The organism is Burkholderia sp. AU17457 (assembly GCF_002223255.1).
Classification (GTDB): Bacteria; Pseudomonadota; Gammaproteobacteria; order Burkholderiales; family Burkholderiaceae; genus Burkholderia; species Burkholderia sola.
Genome location: NZ_NKFB01000004.1, coordinates 68147 through 85129, shown reverse-complemented (window position 1 = coordinate 85129; position 16983 = coordinate 68147). Strand labels below are relative to the sequence as shown.

Annotated in this window: 18 protein-coding genes; 9 read left to right on the top strand and 9 right to left on the bottom strand. The window is 67.5% G+C overall.

The features are described 5' to 3' along the window. The first annotated feature begins 141 nt into the window (after positions 1–141). Complete coding sequence (locus tag CFB49_RS12665; RefSeq protein WP_089435827.1) at positions 142–582, top strand: STM2901 family protein; 441 nt, start codon at positions 142–144, stop codon at positions 580–582. After that, positions 575–955 (top strand): DUF1493 family protein, encoded by a 381-nt coding sequence (locus tag CFB49_RS12660; protein ID WP_089491505.1) that lies wholly within the window; start codon positions 575–577, stop codon positions 953–955. The genes CFB49_RS12665 and CFB49_RS12660 overlap by 8 nt, the downstream gene beginning before the upstream one ends. A gap of 79 nt (positions 956–1034) precedes the next feature. On the opposite strand, the gene rng is transcribed toward CFB49_RS12660, so the two are convergent. The 9 genes from rng to upp form a co-directional block, all read right to left on the bottom strand. Then, positions 1035–2504 carry a ribonuclease G gene (rng, locus tag CFB49_RS12655; protein WP_050016390.1) on the bottom strand — a complete coding sequence of 490 codons (1470 nt, stop codon included), beginning with the start codon at positions 2502–2504 and terminating at the stop codon, positions 1035–1037. 8 nt (positions 2505–2512) lie between these two features. Next, positions 2513–3145, bottom strand: coding sequence for a Maf family protein (locus CFB49_RS12650; RefSeq protein ID WP_089491504.1), 633 nt, complete (start codon positions 3143–3145; stop codon positions 2513–2515). 51 nt (positions 3146–3196) lie between these two features. After that, positions 3197–3667 (bottom strand): 23S rRNA (pseudouridine(1915)-N(3))-methyltransferase RlmH, encoded by a 471-nt coding sequence (rlmH, locus tag CFB49_RS12645; protein WP_006484265.1) that lies wholly within the window; start codon positions 3665–3667, stop codon positions 3197–3199. Positions 3668–3685: 18 nt separating this feature from the next. After that, on the bottom strand, positions 3686–4129 hold the full coding sequence (gene rsfS / locus CFB49_RS12640; protein ID WP_006484266.1) for a ribosome silencing factor: 444 nt from the start codon (positions 4127–4129) through the stop codon (positions 3686–3688). Positions 4130–4133: 4 nt separating this feature from the next. Beyond that, the gene (locus tag CFB49_RS12635) at positions 4134–4865 is read right to left on the bottom strand and encodes a nicotinate-nucleotide adenylyltransferase (RefSeq protein ID WP_089491503.1); all 732 of its coding nucleotides are present in this window, start codon (positions 4863–4865) and stop codon (positions 4134–4136) included. An 8-nt stretch (positions 4866–4873) separates the two neighbouring features. Then, entirely contained in the window at positions 4874–5797 is a 924-nt protein-coding gene (gene hemF, locus CFB49_RS12630) for an oxygen-dependent coproporphyrinogen oxidase (protein ID WP_089491502.1), read from the bottom strand. Positions 5798–5915: 118 nt separating this feature from the next. Further along, entirely contained in the window at positions 5916–7196 is a 1281-nt protein-coding gene (purD, locus tag CFB49_RS12625; RefSeq protein WP_069618129.1) for a phosphoribosylamine--glycine ligase, read from the bottom strand. 104 nt (positions 7197–7300) lie between these two features. After that, entirely contained in the window at positions 7301–8029 is a 729-nt protein-coding gene (locus tag CFB49_RS12620) for a YebC/PmpR family DNA-binding transcriptional regulator (RefSeq protein WP_006478227.1), read from the bottom strand. Between the two features lie 206 nt (positions 8030–8235). After that, positions 8236–8886, bottom strand: a complete 651-nt coding sequence (gene upp, locus CFB49_RS12615) for a uracil phosphoribosyltransferase (protein ID WP_006481871.1) — start codon at positions 8884–8886, stop codon at positions 8236–8238. A gap of 210 nt (positions 8887–9096) precedes the next feature. Here upp and CFB49_RS12610 point away from each other — a divergent pair, with 210 nt between their 5' ends. The 7 genes from CFB49_RS12610 (at position 9097) to kdpC (ending at position 16941) form a co-directional block, all read left to right on the top strand. Further along, positions 9097–9876, top strand: coding sequence for an SDR family oxidoreductase (locus CFB49_RS12610; RefSeq protein WP_089491501.1), 780 nt, complete (start codon positions 9097–9099; stop codon positions 9874–9876). 52 nt (positions 9877–9928) lie between these two features. Further along, positions 9929–10321 carry a methylglyoxal synthase gene (locus CFB49_RS12605; RefSeq protein WP_006478230.1) on the top strand — a complete coding sequence of 131 codons (393 nt, stop codon included), beginning with the start codon at positions 9929–9931 and terminating at the stop codon, positions 10319–10321. A 657-nt stretch (positions 10322–10978) separates the two neighbouring features. Then, entirely contained in the window at positions 10979–11953 is a 975-nt protein-coding gene (locus CFB49_RS12600; RefSeq protein ID WP_069618132.1) for a quinone oxidoreductase family protein, read from the top strand. Between the two features lie 347 nt (positions 11954–12300). Further along, positions 12301–12393, top strand: a complete 93-nt coding sequence (kdpF, locus tag CFB49_RS12595; protein ID WP_006752209.1) for a K(+)-transporting ATPase subunit F — start codon at positions 12301–12303, stop codon at positions 12391–12393. After that, the gene (gene kdpA, locus CFB49_RS12590; protein ID WP_089491500.1) at positions 12390–14195 is read left to right on the top strand and encodes a potassium-transporting ATPase subunit KdpA; all 1806 of its coding nucleotides are present in this window, start codon (positions 12390–12392) and stop codon (positions 14193–14195) included. Before kdpF ends, kdpA begins: the two co-directional genes overlap by 4 nt. 54 nt (positions 14196–14249) lie before the next feature. Beyond that, a complete protein-coding gene (kdpB, locus tag CFB49_RS12585; RefSeq protein ID WP_069618134.1) occupies positions 14250–16334 on the top strand; it encodes a potassium-transporting ATPase subunit KdpB in 2085 nt (694 codons plus the stop codon). Positions 16335–16359: 25 nt separating this feature from the next. Further along, the gene (kdpC, locus tag CFB49_RS12580) at positions 16360–16941 is read left to right on the top strand and encodes a potassium-transporting ATPase subunit KdpC (RefSeq protein WP_069618135.1); all 582 of its coding nucleotides are present in this window, start codon (positions 16360–16362) and stop codon (positions 16939–16941) included. Positions 16942–16983: the final 42 nt, after the last annotated feature.

Genomic DNA, 16983 nt, shown 5'->3' with positions numbered 1-16983 from the left:
TCTTAAACAATTGCGCGATGCGCTGTTCGCCGTGCGGCCTGGTCAAGCGGCCTATTGCACGCCTGACCGAATAATACAGGGATGGCGAGCGTGTTCGGCTTGGCTAAGGTCTGCGGTCATTCGAACAACCACGAGGGCCGTGTGTCGGACAATCGCTATTCGTACGAGGGGCGTCAGGATCTCACGCCGGGGGATCTGTTTTTCTGGGGTGCCGTGAATCAGGTTTGCAAACGGTTTGGCTTTCACGACCTTGGTGCTGCGGCTGCCGTTCTATTGGGGCAGAACGATGTGCCGGTTCCCGGCAAGCCGCGCGGCGCAGTGGCCGGCACCTCCGTTGCGTCGCTTGCGGCGCGCAAAGCGCTGCCGTTCAACGTCGGAATTCGGATGCCGACCATCACGAAAGCCGGTGCCGGTGGTATGCGGATCGCGACGACTCGTAACCTCGGTGCATTCGTCGGGCGTGCAGTGCCCGTTGTCGGCACTGTCATGCTCGCCACGGATGCGGCAGTCGTCATGTGGAATACGGTGCAGGTCTACAACAGCACTGCAAAACCGGAAGACAGAGTGCTCCGATATGGCTGACACGGCATGGGATCGGCTCGAAGCATTTGCTCGGGAGGAATTGGGGCGTCCGCTCTTTGGCGGTCCGCTGAAGCTGTCACGTTCAAGCCGGATGGAAGAGGATCTCCGCATCACGGGAATCGACGCGATCGAATTTATCGACAAGTGGGGCGAGACCTTCGGGATCGATGTAGAGCATTTTCCGTATCAGCAATACATCGGCCCGGAAACGCTTGATATGGTCAGAACGTTCCTTGGGCTGTTTTCGTCGAAATATCGTGACCCGGAGCTCGTACCGCTCACGCTCGGCATGCTCGAAGAAGCGATGCGTGTCGGCCGATGGGATACCGTAGCGATCGAGCGCTTCGCACGGAAAGCGGCCGACGACGAATAGCCGTTCGGCGATGCATGCGGGTTGCGCGAAAGCCGTGCCGCGCCGGGCAGGCTTCGCGTAACCGCAAAAGAACGCGCCGTCACATCAGCACGATGTCGTACTGCTCCTGGCTCAGGTTCGACTCGACCTGCAGCGACACCGGTTTGCCGATGAAGTCGATCAGCATCGCCAGATGCTGCGATTCTTCGTCGAGGAACAGGTCGATCACCTGCTGCGCGGCGATCACGCGAAACTCGCGCGGATTGAACTGGCGCGACTCGCGCAGGATCTCGCGCAGGATGTCGTAGCACACGGTGCGCGACGTCTTCACCTGGCCCTTGCCCTGGCAGGTCGGGCACGGTTCGCACAGCACGTGCGCGAGCGATTCGCGCGTGCGCTTGCGCGTCATCTCGACGAGTCCGAGCTGCGAGAAGCTGTTGACCGTCACGCGCGTGCGGTCGCGCGACAGCGCCTTCTTCAGCTCGGACAGCACCGCGTCGCGATGCTCGGCGTTCTCCATGTCGATGAAGTCGATGATGATGATCCCGCCGAGGTTGCGCAGCCGTAGCTGCCGCGCGATCGTATGCGCGGCCTCGAGGTTGGTCTTGAAGATCGTGTCGTCGAAGTTGCGCGCGCCGACATAGCCGCCCGTGTTCACATCGATCGTCGTCATCGCCTCGGTCTGGTCGATCATCAGGTAACCGCCCGACTTCAGGTCGACGCGGCGCGACAGCGCGCGCTGGATCTCCGTCTCGATGTTGTACAGGTCGAACAGCGGCCGCTCGCCCGTGTAGTGATGCAGCTTCGGGCTCACGGCCGGCGTGAACTCGCCGGCGAATTCCGACAGGCGCTGGTAGGTCTCGCGCGAATCGACCTGGATGCGCGTCGTGTCGTCGTTCGCGAAATCGCGCAGCACGCGCTGCGCGAGATCGAGATCCTGGTACAGCAGGCTCGTCGCCGGCAGCCGCTGCGCTTGCGCGACGATCGTCGCCCAGGTCTTGCGCAGGTACGCGACGTCACCGGCCAGTTCGTCGGACGTCGCATCCTCGGCGATCGTCCGCACGATGTAGCCGCCTTTCTCGTCCGGCGGGATCACGGCGGTCAGGCGCGCGCGCACGGCCTCGCGTTCGGCCTCGCTCTCGATCTTCTGCGAGATGCCGATATGCGGCTCCTGCGGCAGGTAGACGAGCGTGCGGCCCGCGATGCTGACCTGCGTCGACAGCCGCGCGCCTTTCGTGCCGATCGGATCCTTGATCACCTGCACCATCAGCGTCTGGCCTTCGAACACGATCTTCTCGATCGGCTGGTGCGGCGCGCCCGACTGCGGCTCGCCCGCGAGGCGCGGATGCCAGATGTCGGCGACGTGCAGGAACGCCGCGCGCTCGAGGCCGATGTCGATGAATGCCGACTGCATGCCGGGCAGCACGCGCACGACCTTGCCGAGATAGATGTTGCCGACCCGTCCGCGCGACAGCGTCCGCTCGACGTGAAGCTCCTGCACCGCACCTTGCTGGACGAGTGCGACGCGCGTTTCCTGCGGCGTGAGGTTGATCAGGATTTCTTCGTTCATGGTGCGGTTCAGAAGGCGACGCGTGCGGCACGCAGCAGCGCGGCAGTCTCAAAAAGGGGCAGACCCATGATACCTGAATGGGATCCGTCGATTCGCTCGATGAATTCGGCCGCGCGGCCCTGGATCGCGTACGCGCCGGCCTTGCCGAACGGCTCGCCGGTTTCGACGTAGCGCGCGAACGCGTCGCTCGGTGCGTTTGAAAAGCGCACCGACGAGCGCGACAGCGCGGGCGGCAGCAGTTCGCCATCGGCGCCGATCACGGCGACGGCCGTCAGCACCTCGTGTTCGCGGCCCGCGAGGCGGGTGAGCATCGCGAGCGCATCGTCGGCGTCGGCCGGCTTGCCGAGGATCGCGCCGTCGATGGTCACCGTGGTGTCCGCAACGAGCACCGGCGCGGGCGGCTTGCCGCTCGCGACGAGGCGCGCACGCGCGGCCTCGGCCTTCGCGACGGTCACGCGCCGCACGTACGCGTCGGCGGCTTCGCCGGGCAGTTCGGCTTCGAGCGCCTCGGCGTCCTCGTCGGGGCGCGGCAGCAGCAGCTCGAAGCGTACGCCGATCTGCTGCAGCAGCTCCTGGCGGCGCGGGCTTTGCGAGGCGAGGTAAAGGATCGGGAAAAACGCGGGGGACGTGCTGGACGGCATGGTGTCGTTATCTCGTTAGGCGCGCGCGGCGCGCGTCTCGAGGACGACACGTCATGCGCGGTGGTAGGGGTGATTCTGCGTGATGCTCCACGCCCGGTAAAGCTGTTCGGCGAGCAGCACGCGCACCATGCCGTGCGGCAGCGTCATGCTGGAGATGCGCAGCAGTACGTCGGCGCGCGCTTTAAGTTCCGGATCGAGCCCGTCGGCGCCGCCGATCACGAACGCGACGTCGCGGCCGTCCTGCTGCCAGCCGGGCAGCGCCTGCGCGAGCTGCATCGTGGTCCAGTCGCGGCCGCGCTCGTCGAGCGCGACGAGGCGCGCGCCCTTCGGCAGCGCGGCCTCGATCTTCTGCCGCTCGGCCGCCATCACGCTTTCGGCGCTGCGGCCGCCCGAACGCAATTCAGGCTTGATTTCGCGCAACTCGATGCGCAGTTCGGGCGGCATCCGCTTCGTGTATTCGTCGAAGCCGGATGCGATCCAGCCCGGCATCTTGTGGCCGACCGCGAGGATGAAAAGCTTCATCGGGGCATGCGTGACGGCTTAACGGCGGCGGGCGGCCGTCTTGCGCGCCGGGCGTGCGGGCGCTTCTTCCTCTTCCTCGTCGTCTTCGCTCGCCGTCGCGAAACCGTTGCCCTTGCCGCCGCCGAGCTTCATCCGCACGGGCTTGTCGCCCCAGATTTCCTCGAGGTTGTAGTACTGGCGCAGCGCCGGTTGCAGGATGTGCACGACCGCGTCGCCGCAGTCGACCAGCACCCATTCGCCGGTGTCCTCGCCTTCGGAGCTGACGACATCGCCGCCGGCTTCCTTGACCTTGTCGCGCACGTTCGACGCGAGCGCCTTGGTCTGGCGGTTGGAGGTGCCCGAGGCGACGACCACGCGGTCGAACAGTTCGGTCAGGTGGCTGGTGTTGAACACCTTGATGTCTTGCGCCTTGACGTCTTCGAGGGCGTCGACGATCACGCGCTGCAGTTTGCGAATATCCATGGATTCAGGAATGGTAGAGGCGATGTTGAAGAATATAGGCCCATACGGCGGCCGGCACATGTTCTGCCGACGCGTCGGGCATTTGCGCATGGCGTGCGATGCATTCGCGCAGGTGCGCGCGGATGTCGGTCGCGGCGATGTCGAACGAAAGGGTCGTATCGATCAGCAGGCGGCCCGCCGGCGTGGCCTTCAGCACGTCGGCGCCGGCCTCCCGCGCGGCGATTTCCCGTGCGACGTCCGGCGGCGCCGCGCCGAGCTCGAAGCCCGGGCGCGTCGACACGCCGATGTGCGCGTAGTCGAACAGCGTGCGCCAGTCGCGCCACGTATCGAGGCGCACGAGCTGGTCGGCGCCGATCAGCAGCGACAGCGACGCATCCGGGCCGATCCGCTCGCGCCAGCGCGCGAGCGTCTCGACCGTGTAGGTCGGGCCGCTGTGCTCGATCTCGTCGGTGGCGACGGTCACGGTCACGCCCGGCACGGACAGCGTGGCGGCGGCCGCGCGCGTCATCGCGAGCCGGTGCTCGGCGGCCGACACGTCGCGCTTCTGGTACGGCTGCCCGGCCGGCAGCAGCACGAGTTCGGTCAGGTCGAGCAGCGCGGCGAACCGGCGCGCGAGCGCGAGGTGGCCGTCGTGGATCGGGTCGAAGGTACCGCCCAGCAAGCCGATACGACGCGGCAGCGGGGCGGGGCGGGCGGTGGTGTCCAGAAACGCGTCCTTTCGTTGGGGCAGCGGCACGCCCGGGCTCAGACCCAGTCGCGCGGCACGAGGAAGTCGCTATACAGGCGCGCTTCCGGCGAACCCGGCTCGGGTTGCCAGTTATAGCGCCAGTTCGCGACCGGTGGCATCGACATCAGGATCGACTCGGTCCGGCCGCCGCTTTGCAGGCCGAACAGCGTGCCGCGGTCGAACACGAGGTTGAATTCGACGTAACGGCCGCGGCGGTAGGCCTGGAAGTCGCGCTCGCGCTCGCCGTACGGCAACCCGGCGCGGCGCTCGACGATCGGCAGGTAAGCGCGCAGGAACGCGTCCCCTACGCTTTGCATCATGTCAAACGCGCGTTCGAAACCGGGCTCCGAGAAATCGTCGAAGAAGATCCCGCCGATACCGCGCGTTTCGTTGCGGTGCTTCAGGAAGAAATATTCGTCGCACCATTGCTTGAAGCGCGGGTAGAGCTCGGCGCCGAACGGGTCCAGCGCATCCTTGCAGGTCTGGTGGAAATGCCGCGCGTCGTCCTCGAAGCCGTAAACCGGTGTCAGATCCATGCCGCCGCCGAACCAGAACACGGGGTCTTCACCCGGTTTCGTCGCGATCAGCATCCGCACGTTCATGTGCACGGTCGGGCAGTACGGATTGCGCGGGTGCAGCACGAGCGACACGCCGAGCGCCTCGAAGCCGCGGCCCGCGAGCTGCGGGCGCGCCGCGCTCGCCGACGGCGGCAGCGCGTCGCCCGCGACGTCGGAAAAGCCGATTCCCGCGCGTTCGAACACGCGGCCGCCTTCGAGAATCCGCGTGCAGCCGCCGCCGCGCAGGCGTTCGGCCGGCCCGCGCTGCCACGTGTCGGTCGCGAGCGGCGTGCCGTCGAGTGCGCCGAGCGCGTCGGCGATGCGTGTCTGCAGGCCCTGGAGGTACGTGCGCACGCGCGTCACGTCGTAGGTCGGATCGGTCATGTCTGGACTGGCTGCCCCCACTCTGGGCGGGGGCCGTAAAAAAAGCGTCTGCCGGGCATTCTATCGAACGCCGGCAGACGGGCCGCCGCCGCGAGCGCGCGGGACGGCGAGGGCGACGTCACGCGCTCTTGCGATTGAGCGCGCGAAAGCCGATGTCGCGGCGGTACTGCATGCCTTCGAAATTGATCTGGTTGATCGTGTCGTACGCATGCTGCTGCGCTTCGCGCACCGAATCGGCGAGGCCGACCACGCACAGTACGCGTCCGCCCGACGTCACGAGCTTGTCGCCGTCGGCGAGCGTCGTGCCCGCATGGAACGTCACGGCCTGTTCGGTCTCGGCCGGGATCCCGTTGATGCGGTCACCCTTGCGCGGCGCGTCCGGGTAGCCGTGCGCGGCGAGCACGACGCCCAGCGCGGTGCGGCGATCCCAGTCGAGCTCGACGGTGTCGAGCGTGCCCGCGATCGCCTGCTCGACGACCTTCGAGAAATCGCTCTTCAGGCGCGCCATGATCGGCTGCGTTTCCGGGTCGCCCATCCGGCAGTTGAATTCGAGCGTGCGCGGATTGCCGTCCTTGTCGATCATCAGGCCCGCGTACAGGAAGCCGGTGAAGCGGATGCCGTCCTTCTCCATCCCGCGCACGGTCGGCATGATGATTTCGCGCATCACGCGGGCGTGCATCTGCGGCGTGACGATCGGCGCGGGCGAATACGCGCCCATGCCGCCGGTGTTCGGGCCGCGATCTTCGTCGAGCAGGCGCTTGTGGTCCTGGCTGGAAGCCAGCGCCAGCGCATGCTTGCCGTCGACCATCACGATGAAGCTGGCCTCCTCGCCGTCGAGGAATTCCTCGATCACGACGCGCGCGCCGGCATCGCCGAGCTTGTTGCCCGACAGCATCATGTCGACGGCCGCATGGGCCTCTTCGAGCGTCATCGCGACGACGACGCCCTTGCCGGCCGCGAGGCCGTCGGCCTTCACGACGATCGGCGCACCCTTCGCGTCGATGTACGCGTGCGCGGCGGCCGCATCGGCGAAGGTCTCGTAGTCGGCCGTCGGAATGTTGTGGCGCTTCATGAACGCCTTCGCGAAATCCTTCGAGCTTTCGAGCTGCGCGGCTTCGCGGGTCGGGCCGAACACCTTCAGGCCGCGTGCGCGGAACAGGTTGACGATGCCGGCCGCGAGCGGGGCTTCCGGCCCGACGAGCGTGAACGCGACGCCTTCGCGTTCCGCGAAATCGGCGAGTTCGTCGAGCGCCGTGATGTCGACGTTCTTCAGACGCTCGTCCTGCGCCGTGCCGCCATTGCCGGGCGCGACGTAGACCATCTGGACGCGCGGCGACTGCGCGAGCTTCCACGCCAGCGCATGTTCGCGGCCGCCGGAACCGACGACGAGTAGTTTCATGGGATTCCCCGCAGACTAGAAAACAGGGCGGCCGGCACGCTCAGGCGCGCCGGCCGCGAAATCGGTCGGGCCGCCGCCGCGACAGCTGCGCGGCGGCCGGCATCTCATTCCTCGACGATGACGGCGTTCGTATACACGTCCTGCACGTCGTCGAGGTTCTCGAGCGCGTCCAGCAGCTTCTGCATCTTCGCCGCGTCGTCGCCGGTGAATTCGACTTCGTTCTGCGGCTTCATCGTCACTTCGGCGAGTTCGGCCTTGAAGCCCGCGGCTTCGAGCGCGTCCTTCACCGCCGAGAATGCCTGCCAGTCGCACAGCACTTCGATCGAGCCGTCGTCGTTCGTGTTCACGTCGTTCGCGCCGGCTTCGAGCGCGGCTTCCATCAGCGCGTCTTCCGACGTGCCGGGCGCGAACAGGAACTGGCCGACGTGATCGAACATGAACGCGACCGAGCCGTCGGTGCCCATGTTGCCGCCGAACTTCGAGAACGCGTGGCGCACTTCCGCGACCGTGCGGGTGCGGTTGTCGGTCAGCGTGTCGACGATGATCGCCGCGCCGCTGATGCCGTAGCCCTCGTAACGGATCTCTTCGTAGTTCGCGCCGTCCGCACCGCCGACGCCGCGATCGATCGCGCGCTTGACGTTGTCCTTCGGCATGTTCGCGTCGGCTGCCTTGTCGACCGCGAGACGCAGGCGCGGGTTCGAGTTGACGTCGCCACCGCCGAGGCGCGCCGCCACCTGGATTTCCTTGATCAGGCGGGTCCAGATCTTGCCGCGCTTCGCGTCGGCCGCAGCCTTCTTATGCTTGATGTTGGCCCATTTCGAATGACCAGCCATACCTTTCTCCGTGCCCGGGCGCGCAGCGCGGGCGATTGTTGCAATGTGTCGTTGAATCGGCGGCCGTGTCGGCGGGCATGAAGCCGCGGGGCCGCGCGTGTCGAGTGGATCGTGATTTTATCACGCGGCGACCGCCGGTTCGGGGCCGCCGCGCATGGCCGAACGGCCAGGGCGGCCGTCGCGGCGTGCCGGGCCGCTCGGTGCGGTCAGTTCTTGGTGCCGAACAGGCGGTCGCCGGCGTCGCCCAGGCCCGGCACGATGTACGCGTGCTCGTTCAGGTGCGAGTCGAGCGACGCGACGAACAGCTTCACGTCCGGGTGCGCGTCCTGGAACACCTGCACGCCCTCGGGCGCGGCGACCAGCGCGACGAACATGATGTTCGCGGCCGGCACGTTGCGGCGCTTGAGCACGTCGACCGCGTGCACGGCCGAATAGCCGGTCGCGACCATCGGGTCGCACAGGATGAAGATGCGGTCTTCCAGGTCCGGCAGGCGCACCAGGTATTCGACCGGGCGGTGGTCGTCGGCGCGGTACACGCCGATGTGGCCGACGCGCGCGGACGGCACCAGGTCGAGCAGGCCGTCCGACATCCCGATGCCCGCGCGCAGCACGGGCACGATCGCGAGCTTCTTGCCGGCGATCACCGGCGCGTCGACCGCGACCAGCGGGGTTTCGACCCGCTTGGTCGTGATCGGCAGGTTGCGGGTGATCTCGTAGCCCATCAGCAGCGTGATCTCGCGCAGCAGTTCGCGGAACGTGCGCGTGGACGTGTCCTTGTCGCGCATGTGCGTGAGCTTGTGCTGGATCAGCGGGTGATCGGTGATGAAGAGGTTCGGGAAACGGCTGTCCTGTTTCATGACGGGGTGCCTTGGCGGCAAAAGGGGATCGGGGGCGGCGGCGGGTACGGGCCGGCCGTCGCTCATGGCCGCAATTTTACCAAGGCGCGCCGCGCGATCCGGATATTATCGACGTCTCACGACAATCCGCGTGCCGCGCACGCCCGTTTGTCCGCCTCGCCGGCGGCCACGCGGGGCCGCGCCGGCACGCGCGCCACCAGGGAAGCGACGATGGATCTCGGTATCGAAGGAAAGACCGCGCTCGTGTGCGCGGCCAGCAAGGGTCTCGGGCGCGGCTGCGCGGAAGCGCTGGCCGCCGAGGGCGTGAACCTCGTGATCGTCGCGCGCACGCGCGACACGCTGGAGGAAACCGCGGAAGAGATCCGCGCCGGCGCGAACGTGTCGGTCACGGCGGTCGCGTGCGACATCACGACGCCGGACGGCCGCGCGGCCGCGCTCGCCGCGTGCCCGCGGCCGGACATTCTCGTGACGAATGCCGGCGGGCCGCCGCCTGGCGACTTCCGCGATTTCTCCCACGACGACTGGATCCGCGCGCTCGAGGCGAACATGCTGACGCCGATCGAGCTGATCCGCGCGACCGTCGACGGGATGATCGGCCGCGGCTTCGGCCGGATCGTCAACATCACGAGTTCGGCGGTGAAGGCGCCGATCGACGTGCTCGCGCTGTCGAACGGCGCGCGCTCGGGGCTGACCGGCTTCGTCGCGGGGCTGTCGCGCAAGGTCGCGGGGCAGGGCGTGACGATCAACAACCTGCTGCCGGGGCTGTTCGACACCGACCGGATCGCGACGACGCTCGCCGCGTCGGCGAAGGCGCAGGGCGTGTCGGTCGACGAGATGCGCGCGCGGCGCACCAAGGACATCCCGGCCGGGCGGCTCGGCACGCGCGCCGAATTCGGCGCGGCCTGCGCGTTCCTGTGCAGCGTGCATGCCGGCTACATCACCGGGCAGAACTGGCTGCTCGACGGCGGCGCGTATCCGGGTACGTTCTGACCCGCGCTTTTCGATTCACGACGACAACAACCGAACGACAAAGGAGACGGAGATGAGCAAACCCCGCATCGCACTGATTGCGCACGATGCGAAGAAGGACGAGATCGTCGCGCTCGCAGGCCAGTATCGCGAGACGCTCGCGCAATGCCGGCTGGTGGCGACCGGCACGACGGGCGGCCGGATCGCCGCCGCGCACGGGCTCGAGGTCGAGCGCAAGCTGTCCGGGCCGCTCGGCGGTGACCTGCAGATCGGCGCGGAACTGGCCGACGGCCGCGTCGACATCGTCGTGTTCCTGCGCGATCCGATGACCGCGCAGCCGCACGATCCCGACATCACCGCGCTGGTGCGCGCGTGCGACGTGCACGACGTGCCGGTCGCGACCAACGTCGCGACCGCGCGGATGCTGCTCGACGATCTGGCGCGGAACATGCAGGATGTTTGCTAGGCAGCTGTTGAAGAGCGCCGCGCTTTAGCGGTCGGGGGCTTCGTTCAAGAAGTTGCCGTATGTGATCGGCCGCGGAGTGTCGGACGGATCGTGCCGAATGCTTCGCTGTCGAGCGCGCTTGCGCATTCGGCGAAGCCGTCGGTGGCCGACTACGGCGTAGACCCAGGCACGTCCCTCCGCGCGCGAGGGCCTCGATTACGGTGAATGGCTCGTTCCGCTGAACGATAGAAGGGATTCGATTCCTTGTAGCAGTTCGGGCAAGATGGACTGATCCAGCCCGCAATGCCCCGTGACGCATGCTCCATCGGGAAGGATTGGCTGAAAGCGCCAGTCTCCTACGATTGCCCCTCGATCGAGCATTCGTAACGTGAGTTCAAACCCCGGTGCGGCCGGCCTCAGTCAATGCGAACCGAGCGGAAATTCATACGACCCAAACGCCCTGATAGGAACGTGACCAAGTGTGACGGCGGCCCATGCAATCCCTTTCCCGCGAAAACCCTACCAATGTGAAGGGATTGCAACGACGCGCTGCGTGAGCGCGCACGACGCGCGAGAATCCTCCGCTACGACCCGTGTTCACACGCATCGCCGCAGCGGCAATGTCGATGCACTCGCCGAACCGGATTTCCAGATTCCAGACAGAAGAGGAGCAAAACGATGCCGAAAGCAATCCGATACGACCAACCGGGCGGCCCGGACGTGATGAAGTGGGTCGATGTCGAGGTCGGCGCGCCGAAGGCGGGCGAAGTCCGTATCCGGCAACACGCGGTCGGGCTCAACTACATCGACGTGTATTTCCGCACGGGCCTGTATCCGCAGCCGCTGCCCGGCGGCCTCGGGATGGAGGCGGCGGGCGAGGTGACGGCCGTCGGCGACGGCGTGACCGCGTTCAAGGTCGGCGACCGCGTCGCGTACGTCGGGCAGCCGCCCGGCGCCTATGCGCAGGAGCGCGTGATGCCGGCCGAGCGCGTCGTGAAGCTGCCGGACGGGATCAGCTACGACGACGCGGCGTCGGTGATGCTGCAGGGGCTGACCGCGCACTACCTGCTGCGCCGCACGTACCCGGTGAAGGCCGGCGACACGATCCTGATCCACGCGGCGGCCGGCGGCGTCGGGCTGCTCGTGTGCCAGTGGGCGAAGGCGCTCGGCGCGACCGTGATCGGGACGGTCGGCTCCGACGAGAAGGCCGAGCTCGCGAAGGCGCACGGCTGCGATCATCCGATCGTCTACACGCGCGAGAACTTCACGCAGCGCGTGAAGGAGATCACGAACGGCGCGGGCGTGCCGGTCGTCTACGATTCGATCGGCAAGGACACCTACGTCGGTTCGCTCGACAGCCTCGCGCCGCTCGGCTACTTCGTCAGCTTCGGCAACGCGTCGGGCCCGCTGCCGCCGATCGACTCGAAGGAATTCTCGTCGCGCGGCTCGCTGTTCTTCACGCGCCCGACGCTGTTCTCGTACATCGCGAAGCGCGCCGATCTCGACGTCGCGGCCACCGAGCTGTTCGACGTGATCCTGTCGGGCAAGGTGAAGACGAGCATCAACCAGCGCTACCCGCTCGCGGAAGTCGGCCGCGCGCATGCCGACCTCGAGGCGCGCAAGACCACTGGCTCGACGATCCTCGTTCCCTGACGCATCCCGTTCGTGCTGGCGCCACGCCGGCACGTCCCGTCGCGGACGGGCGCCGGCGTGCCGCCCGTCTTGTCTCCCGACCGCTCTCCCGACCCGGCCGAAGTCCCGCCGCACGTTCGGTCCGTCGTTCCCTGCCGCACGCGTTTACGCGTTTTTTACACCCGCCCCGATAGCTTTGACCCGCCCTTTACACGCGTTCCCATAAGGTTCTAGTCGTCCGATTTCGACGACGGAGAACAAAAAATGGATGGGGTTTTCATCGGCGCACTGGTGCTCTTCACCGCGCTGATCCTCGGTTTGCTTGCCGGTTGCGACAAGCTCGTGCAATACGGTCGCGGGGGGCGCGCATGACCTGGATGCTTTGGCTGGCGGGCGCTTCGACGGCCCTGCTGTTCGCGTATCTCGTCTTTGCGCTGCTGCGCGCGGAGGACATCGAATGAACGCGAACAACCTGTTGCAGACGCTGCTGTTCATCGTCGTGCTGCTCGCGGCGGCCGTGCCGGTCGCGCGCTACCTGAGCGCGGTAATGGACGGCAGCTCGCGCGTCGTGCGCGTGTTCGGGCCGCTCGAACGCGCGCTGTACCGCGTCGCCGGCGTCGATGCCGGCACCGAGATGAACTGGAAGCAGTATGCGCTCGCGACGATCGCGTTCAACGCGCTCGGCGCGCTGTTCCTCTACGGGCTGCTGCGCCTGCAGGGCTTCCTGCCCGGCAACCCGCAGCAGTTCGGCGCGATGACGCCCGATGGCGCGTTCAACACGGCCGTCAGCTTCGTCGCGAACACGAACTGGCAGGACTACGCGCCCGAGCAGACCGTCAGCTATCTGTCGCAGATGCTGGGCCTGACCGTGCAGAACTTCCTGTCGGCGGCGACCGGCATCGTCGTCGTGATCGCGCTGATCCGCGGCTTCGCGCGTCACACCGCGCAGACGATCGGCAACTTCTGGGTCGACCTCACGCGCGTGACGCTGTACGTGCTCGTGCCGATGGCGGCGCTCGTCGCCGCGCTGCTGATGAGCCAGGGCGTGCTGCAGAACATGAAGGCGTACCAGGACGTGCCGGTGCTCCAGGCGAGCACCTATGCGGCGCCGAAGCTCGATGCGCAGGGCAGCCCGGTGAAGGACGACAAGGGCAACCCGGTGACGGTGCCGACACCACTCATGAAGCAGACGCTCGCGATGGGCCCGGTCGCGTCGCAGGAAGCGATCAAGATGCTCGGCACCAACGGCGGCGGGTTCTTCAACGCGAACTCCGCACACCCGTTCGAAAACCCGACGCCGTTCGCGAACTTTCTGCAGATCTTCTCGATCCTGATCATCCCGGCCGCGCTGTGCCTCGTGTTCGGCCGCATGATCGGGGACCGGCGGCAGGGCATCGCGGTGCTCGCGGCGATGACGGTCGCGTTCGCGGTCGCGACCGGCGTCGAGGTGAGCGCCGAGCAGGGCGGCAACCCGACGCTCGCCTCGCTGCACGTCGACCAGTCGGCGAGCGCGCTGCAGCCGGGCGGCAACATGGAAGGCAAGGAAACCCGCTTCGGGATCGCGCAGACCGGCATCTTCACGGTCGCGACGACGGCCGCGTCGTGCGGCGCGGTCGATGCGATGCACGATTCGCTGACGCCGGTCGGCGGCCTCGTGCCGATGCTGCTGATGCAGCTGGGCGAGGTGGTCTACGGCGGCGTCGGCTCCGGCCTCTACGGGATGCTCGTGTTCGCGCTGCTCGCGGTGTTCGTCGCCGGCCTGATGATCGGCCGCACGCCGGAATACGTCGGCAAGAAGATCGAGTCGTACGAGATGAAGATGGTGTCGATCGTCGTGCTGCTCACGCCGCTGCTCGTGCTGGTCGGCACGTCGATCGCCGTGTTGGCGGACGCGGGCAAGGCCGGCATCGCCAACCCGGGCCCGCACGGCTTCTCGGAAATCCTCTATGCGTTCAGCTCGGCCGCGAACAACAACGGCAGCGCGTTCGCGGGCCTGACGGTCGGCACGCCGTTCTACAACTGGATGACCGCGATCGCGATGTGGTTCGGCCGCTTCGGCACGATCGTGCCGGTGCTGGCGATCGCCGGCTCGCTCGCCGCGAAGAAGCGCATCGCGGTGACGGGCGGCACGCTGCCGACCCACGGCCCGCTGTTCGTCGTGCTGCTGCTCGGCACCGTGCTGCTGGTAGGCGCGCTGACCTACGTGCCGGCGCTCGCACTCGGCCCGGGCGTCGAGCACCTGATGATGTGGCTGGGCGCGTGACGCGCGCCCGCATGGCGACACACCGAAAAGACTGAAGAGCTTGAAGAGATCGCAATGACTCAACATTCCGCAACACGGTCCATGTTCGATCCGGCGCTGCTGCGCCCGGCGATCGTGGATTCGTTCAAGAAACTCACGCCGCGCACGCAGTTCCGCAACCCGGTGATGTTCTGCGTGTACGTCGGCAGCATCCTGACCACGATCCTGTGGATCGCGGCGCTCTCCGGCCAGGCCGAGGCGCCCGCGGGCTTCATCCTCGCGATCGCGCTGTGGCTGTGGTTCACGGTGCTGTTCGCGAACTTCGCCGAAGCGCTCGCCGAAGGGCGCTCGAAGGCGCAGGCCGCGTCGCTGCGCAGCGCGAAGAAGGACGTGATGGCGAAGAAGCTCAACGAGCCGCATCCGAAGTCGCCGATCCGCATCACGACCGCATCCGACCTGCGCAAAGGCGACGTCGTGCTGGTCGAGACCGGCGACGTGATCCCGGCCGACGGCGAAGTCGTCGACGGCGTCGCGTCGGTCGACGAATCGGCGATCACCGGCGAATCCGCGCCGGTGATCCGCGAATCGGGCGGCGACTTCTCGTCGGTGACGGGCGGCACGCGCGTGCTGTCCGACTGGATCGTCGTCAGGGTCACCGCGAACCCCGGCGAGGCGTTCCTCGACCGGATGATCGCGATGGTCGAAGGCGCGAAGCGCAAGAAGACGCCGAACGAGGTCGCGCTGACGATCCTGCTCGTCGCGCTGACGATCGTGATGCTGCTCGCGACTGCGACGCTGCTGCCGTTCTCGATGTTCTCGGTCGACGCGATGAAGGCCGGCCACGTGGTGACGATCACCGCGCTCGTCGCGCTGCTCGTGTGCCTGATCCCGACGACGATCGGCGGGTTGCTGTCCGCGATCGGCGTGGCCGGGATGAGCCGCATGATGCAGGCGAACGTGATCGCGACGTCGGGCCGCGCGGTCGAAGCGGCCGGCGACGTCGACGTGCTGCTGCTCGACAAGACCGGCACGATCACGCTCGGCAATCGTCAGGCATCGATGTTCGTGCCGGCGCCGGGCGTGACCGAGGAAGCGCTGGCCGATGCCGCGCAACTGTCGTCGCTCGCCGACGAAACGCCGGAAGGCCGCAGCATCGTCGTGCTCGCGAAGGAGCGCTTCAACATCCGTCAGCGCGACATGGCGCAACTGCATGCGACGTTCCTCGGCTTTTCCGCGCAGACGCGGATGAGCGGCGTCGATCTGCCCGGCCGCGAGATCCGCAAGGGCGCGGCCGACGCGATCCGCCGCTACGTCGAAACCCACGGCAGCCGCTTCCCGGAAGAAGTGCGCCGCGCGGTGGACGACGTCGCGCGCCGCGGCAGCACGCCGCTCGTCGTGGCCGACCTGCAGGCCGGCGCGGCGCGCGTGCTCGGCGTGATCGAGCTGAAGGACATCGTGAAGGGCGGCATCAAGGAGCGCTTCGCGGAACTGCGCAAGATGGGCATCAAGACCGTGATGGTGACGGGCGACAACCGGCTGACGGCCGCGGCGATCGCGGCGGAAGCGGGCGTCGACGATTTCCTCGCGGAAGCGACGCCGGAAACCAAGCTTGCGACGATCCGCGAGCACCAGGCGGCCGGGCGGCTCGTCGCGATGACGGGCGACGGCACCAACGACGCGCCGGCGCTCGCGCAGGCCGACGTGGCGGTCGCGATGAACACCGGCACGCAGGCGGCGAAGGAAGCCGGCAACATGGTCGACCTCGACTCGAACCCGACGAAGCTGATCGAGATCGTCGAGATCGGCAAGCAGATGCTGATGACGCGCGGGTCGCTCACGACGTTCTCGATCGCGAACGACATCGCGAAGTACTTCGCGATCATCCCCGCCGCATTCGTGACGACCTATCCGCAACTGCGCGTGCTCGACATCATGCATCTGACGTCGCCGGCGTCCGCGATCCTGTCCGCGGTGATCTTCAACGCGCTGATCATCGTCGCGCTGATCCCGCTCGCGCTGAAGGGCGTGACCTACCGGCCGCTCGGCGCCGCGTCGCTCTTGCGCCGCAACCTGCTGGTCTACGGCCTCGGCGGCGTGCTGCTGCCGTTCCCGTTCATCAAGCTGATCGACATGACGCTCGCCGCGCTCGGCTGGGCCTGAGCCGGCCGTCCTTGAAGGAACCATCATGAAATCGTTGATTCGCCCCCTCGTCGTGCTGTTCGTCATCCTGACCGCCGTGACGGGGCTCGCTTACCCGGCCGTGATGACCGTGTTCGGTCAGGCCGTGTTCCCGTCGCAAGCCAACGGCAGCCTGATCGAGCAGGACGGCAAGGTCGTCGGCTCCGCGCTGATCGGCCAGTCGTTCGACGCGCCGAAGTATTTCTGGGGCCGGCTGTCGGCCACCGCGCCGATGCCGTACAACGCGGCCGGCTCCGGCGGCTCGAACCTCGGCCCGCTGAACCCGTCGCTCGCCGACCAGGTGAAGGCGCGCATCGCCGCGCTGCGCGACGCGGGCACCGACCTGTCGAAGCCGGTGCCGGTCGACCTCGTGACGGCGTCGGCGAGCGGCCTCGATCCGGAGATCACGCCGGCCGCGGCCGCGTACCAGGTCGCGCGCGTCGCGAAGGCGCGCAACCTGGCGCCGGACGCGGTTGCACGGATCGTCGCCGCGAACACGACGGGCCGCCAGTTCGGCGTGCTCGGCGAGCCGCGCGTGAACGTGCTGAAGCTGAATCTCGCGCTCGACGCGGCGCAGGCCGCGCGCTGAGCGAGCGTGCGTGCAGGCTCCCCGGCGCGGCTGGCTGCGCGC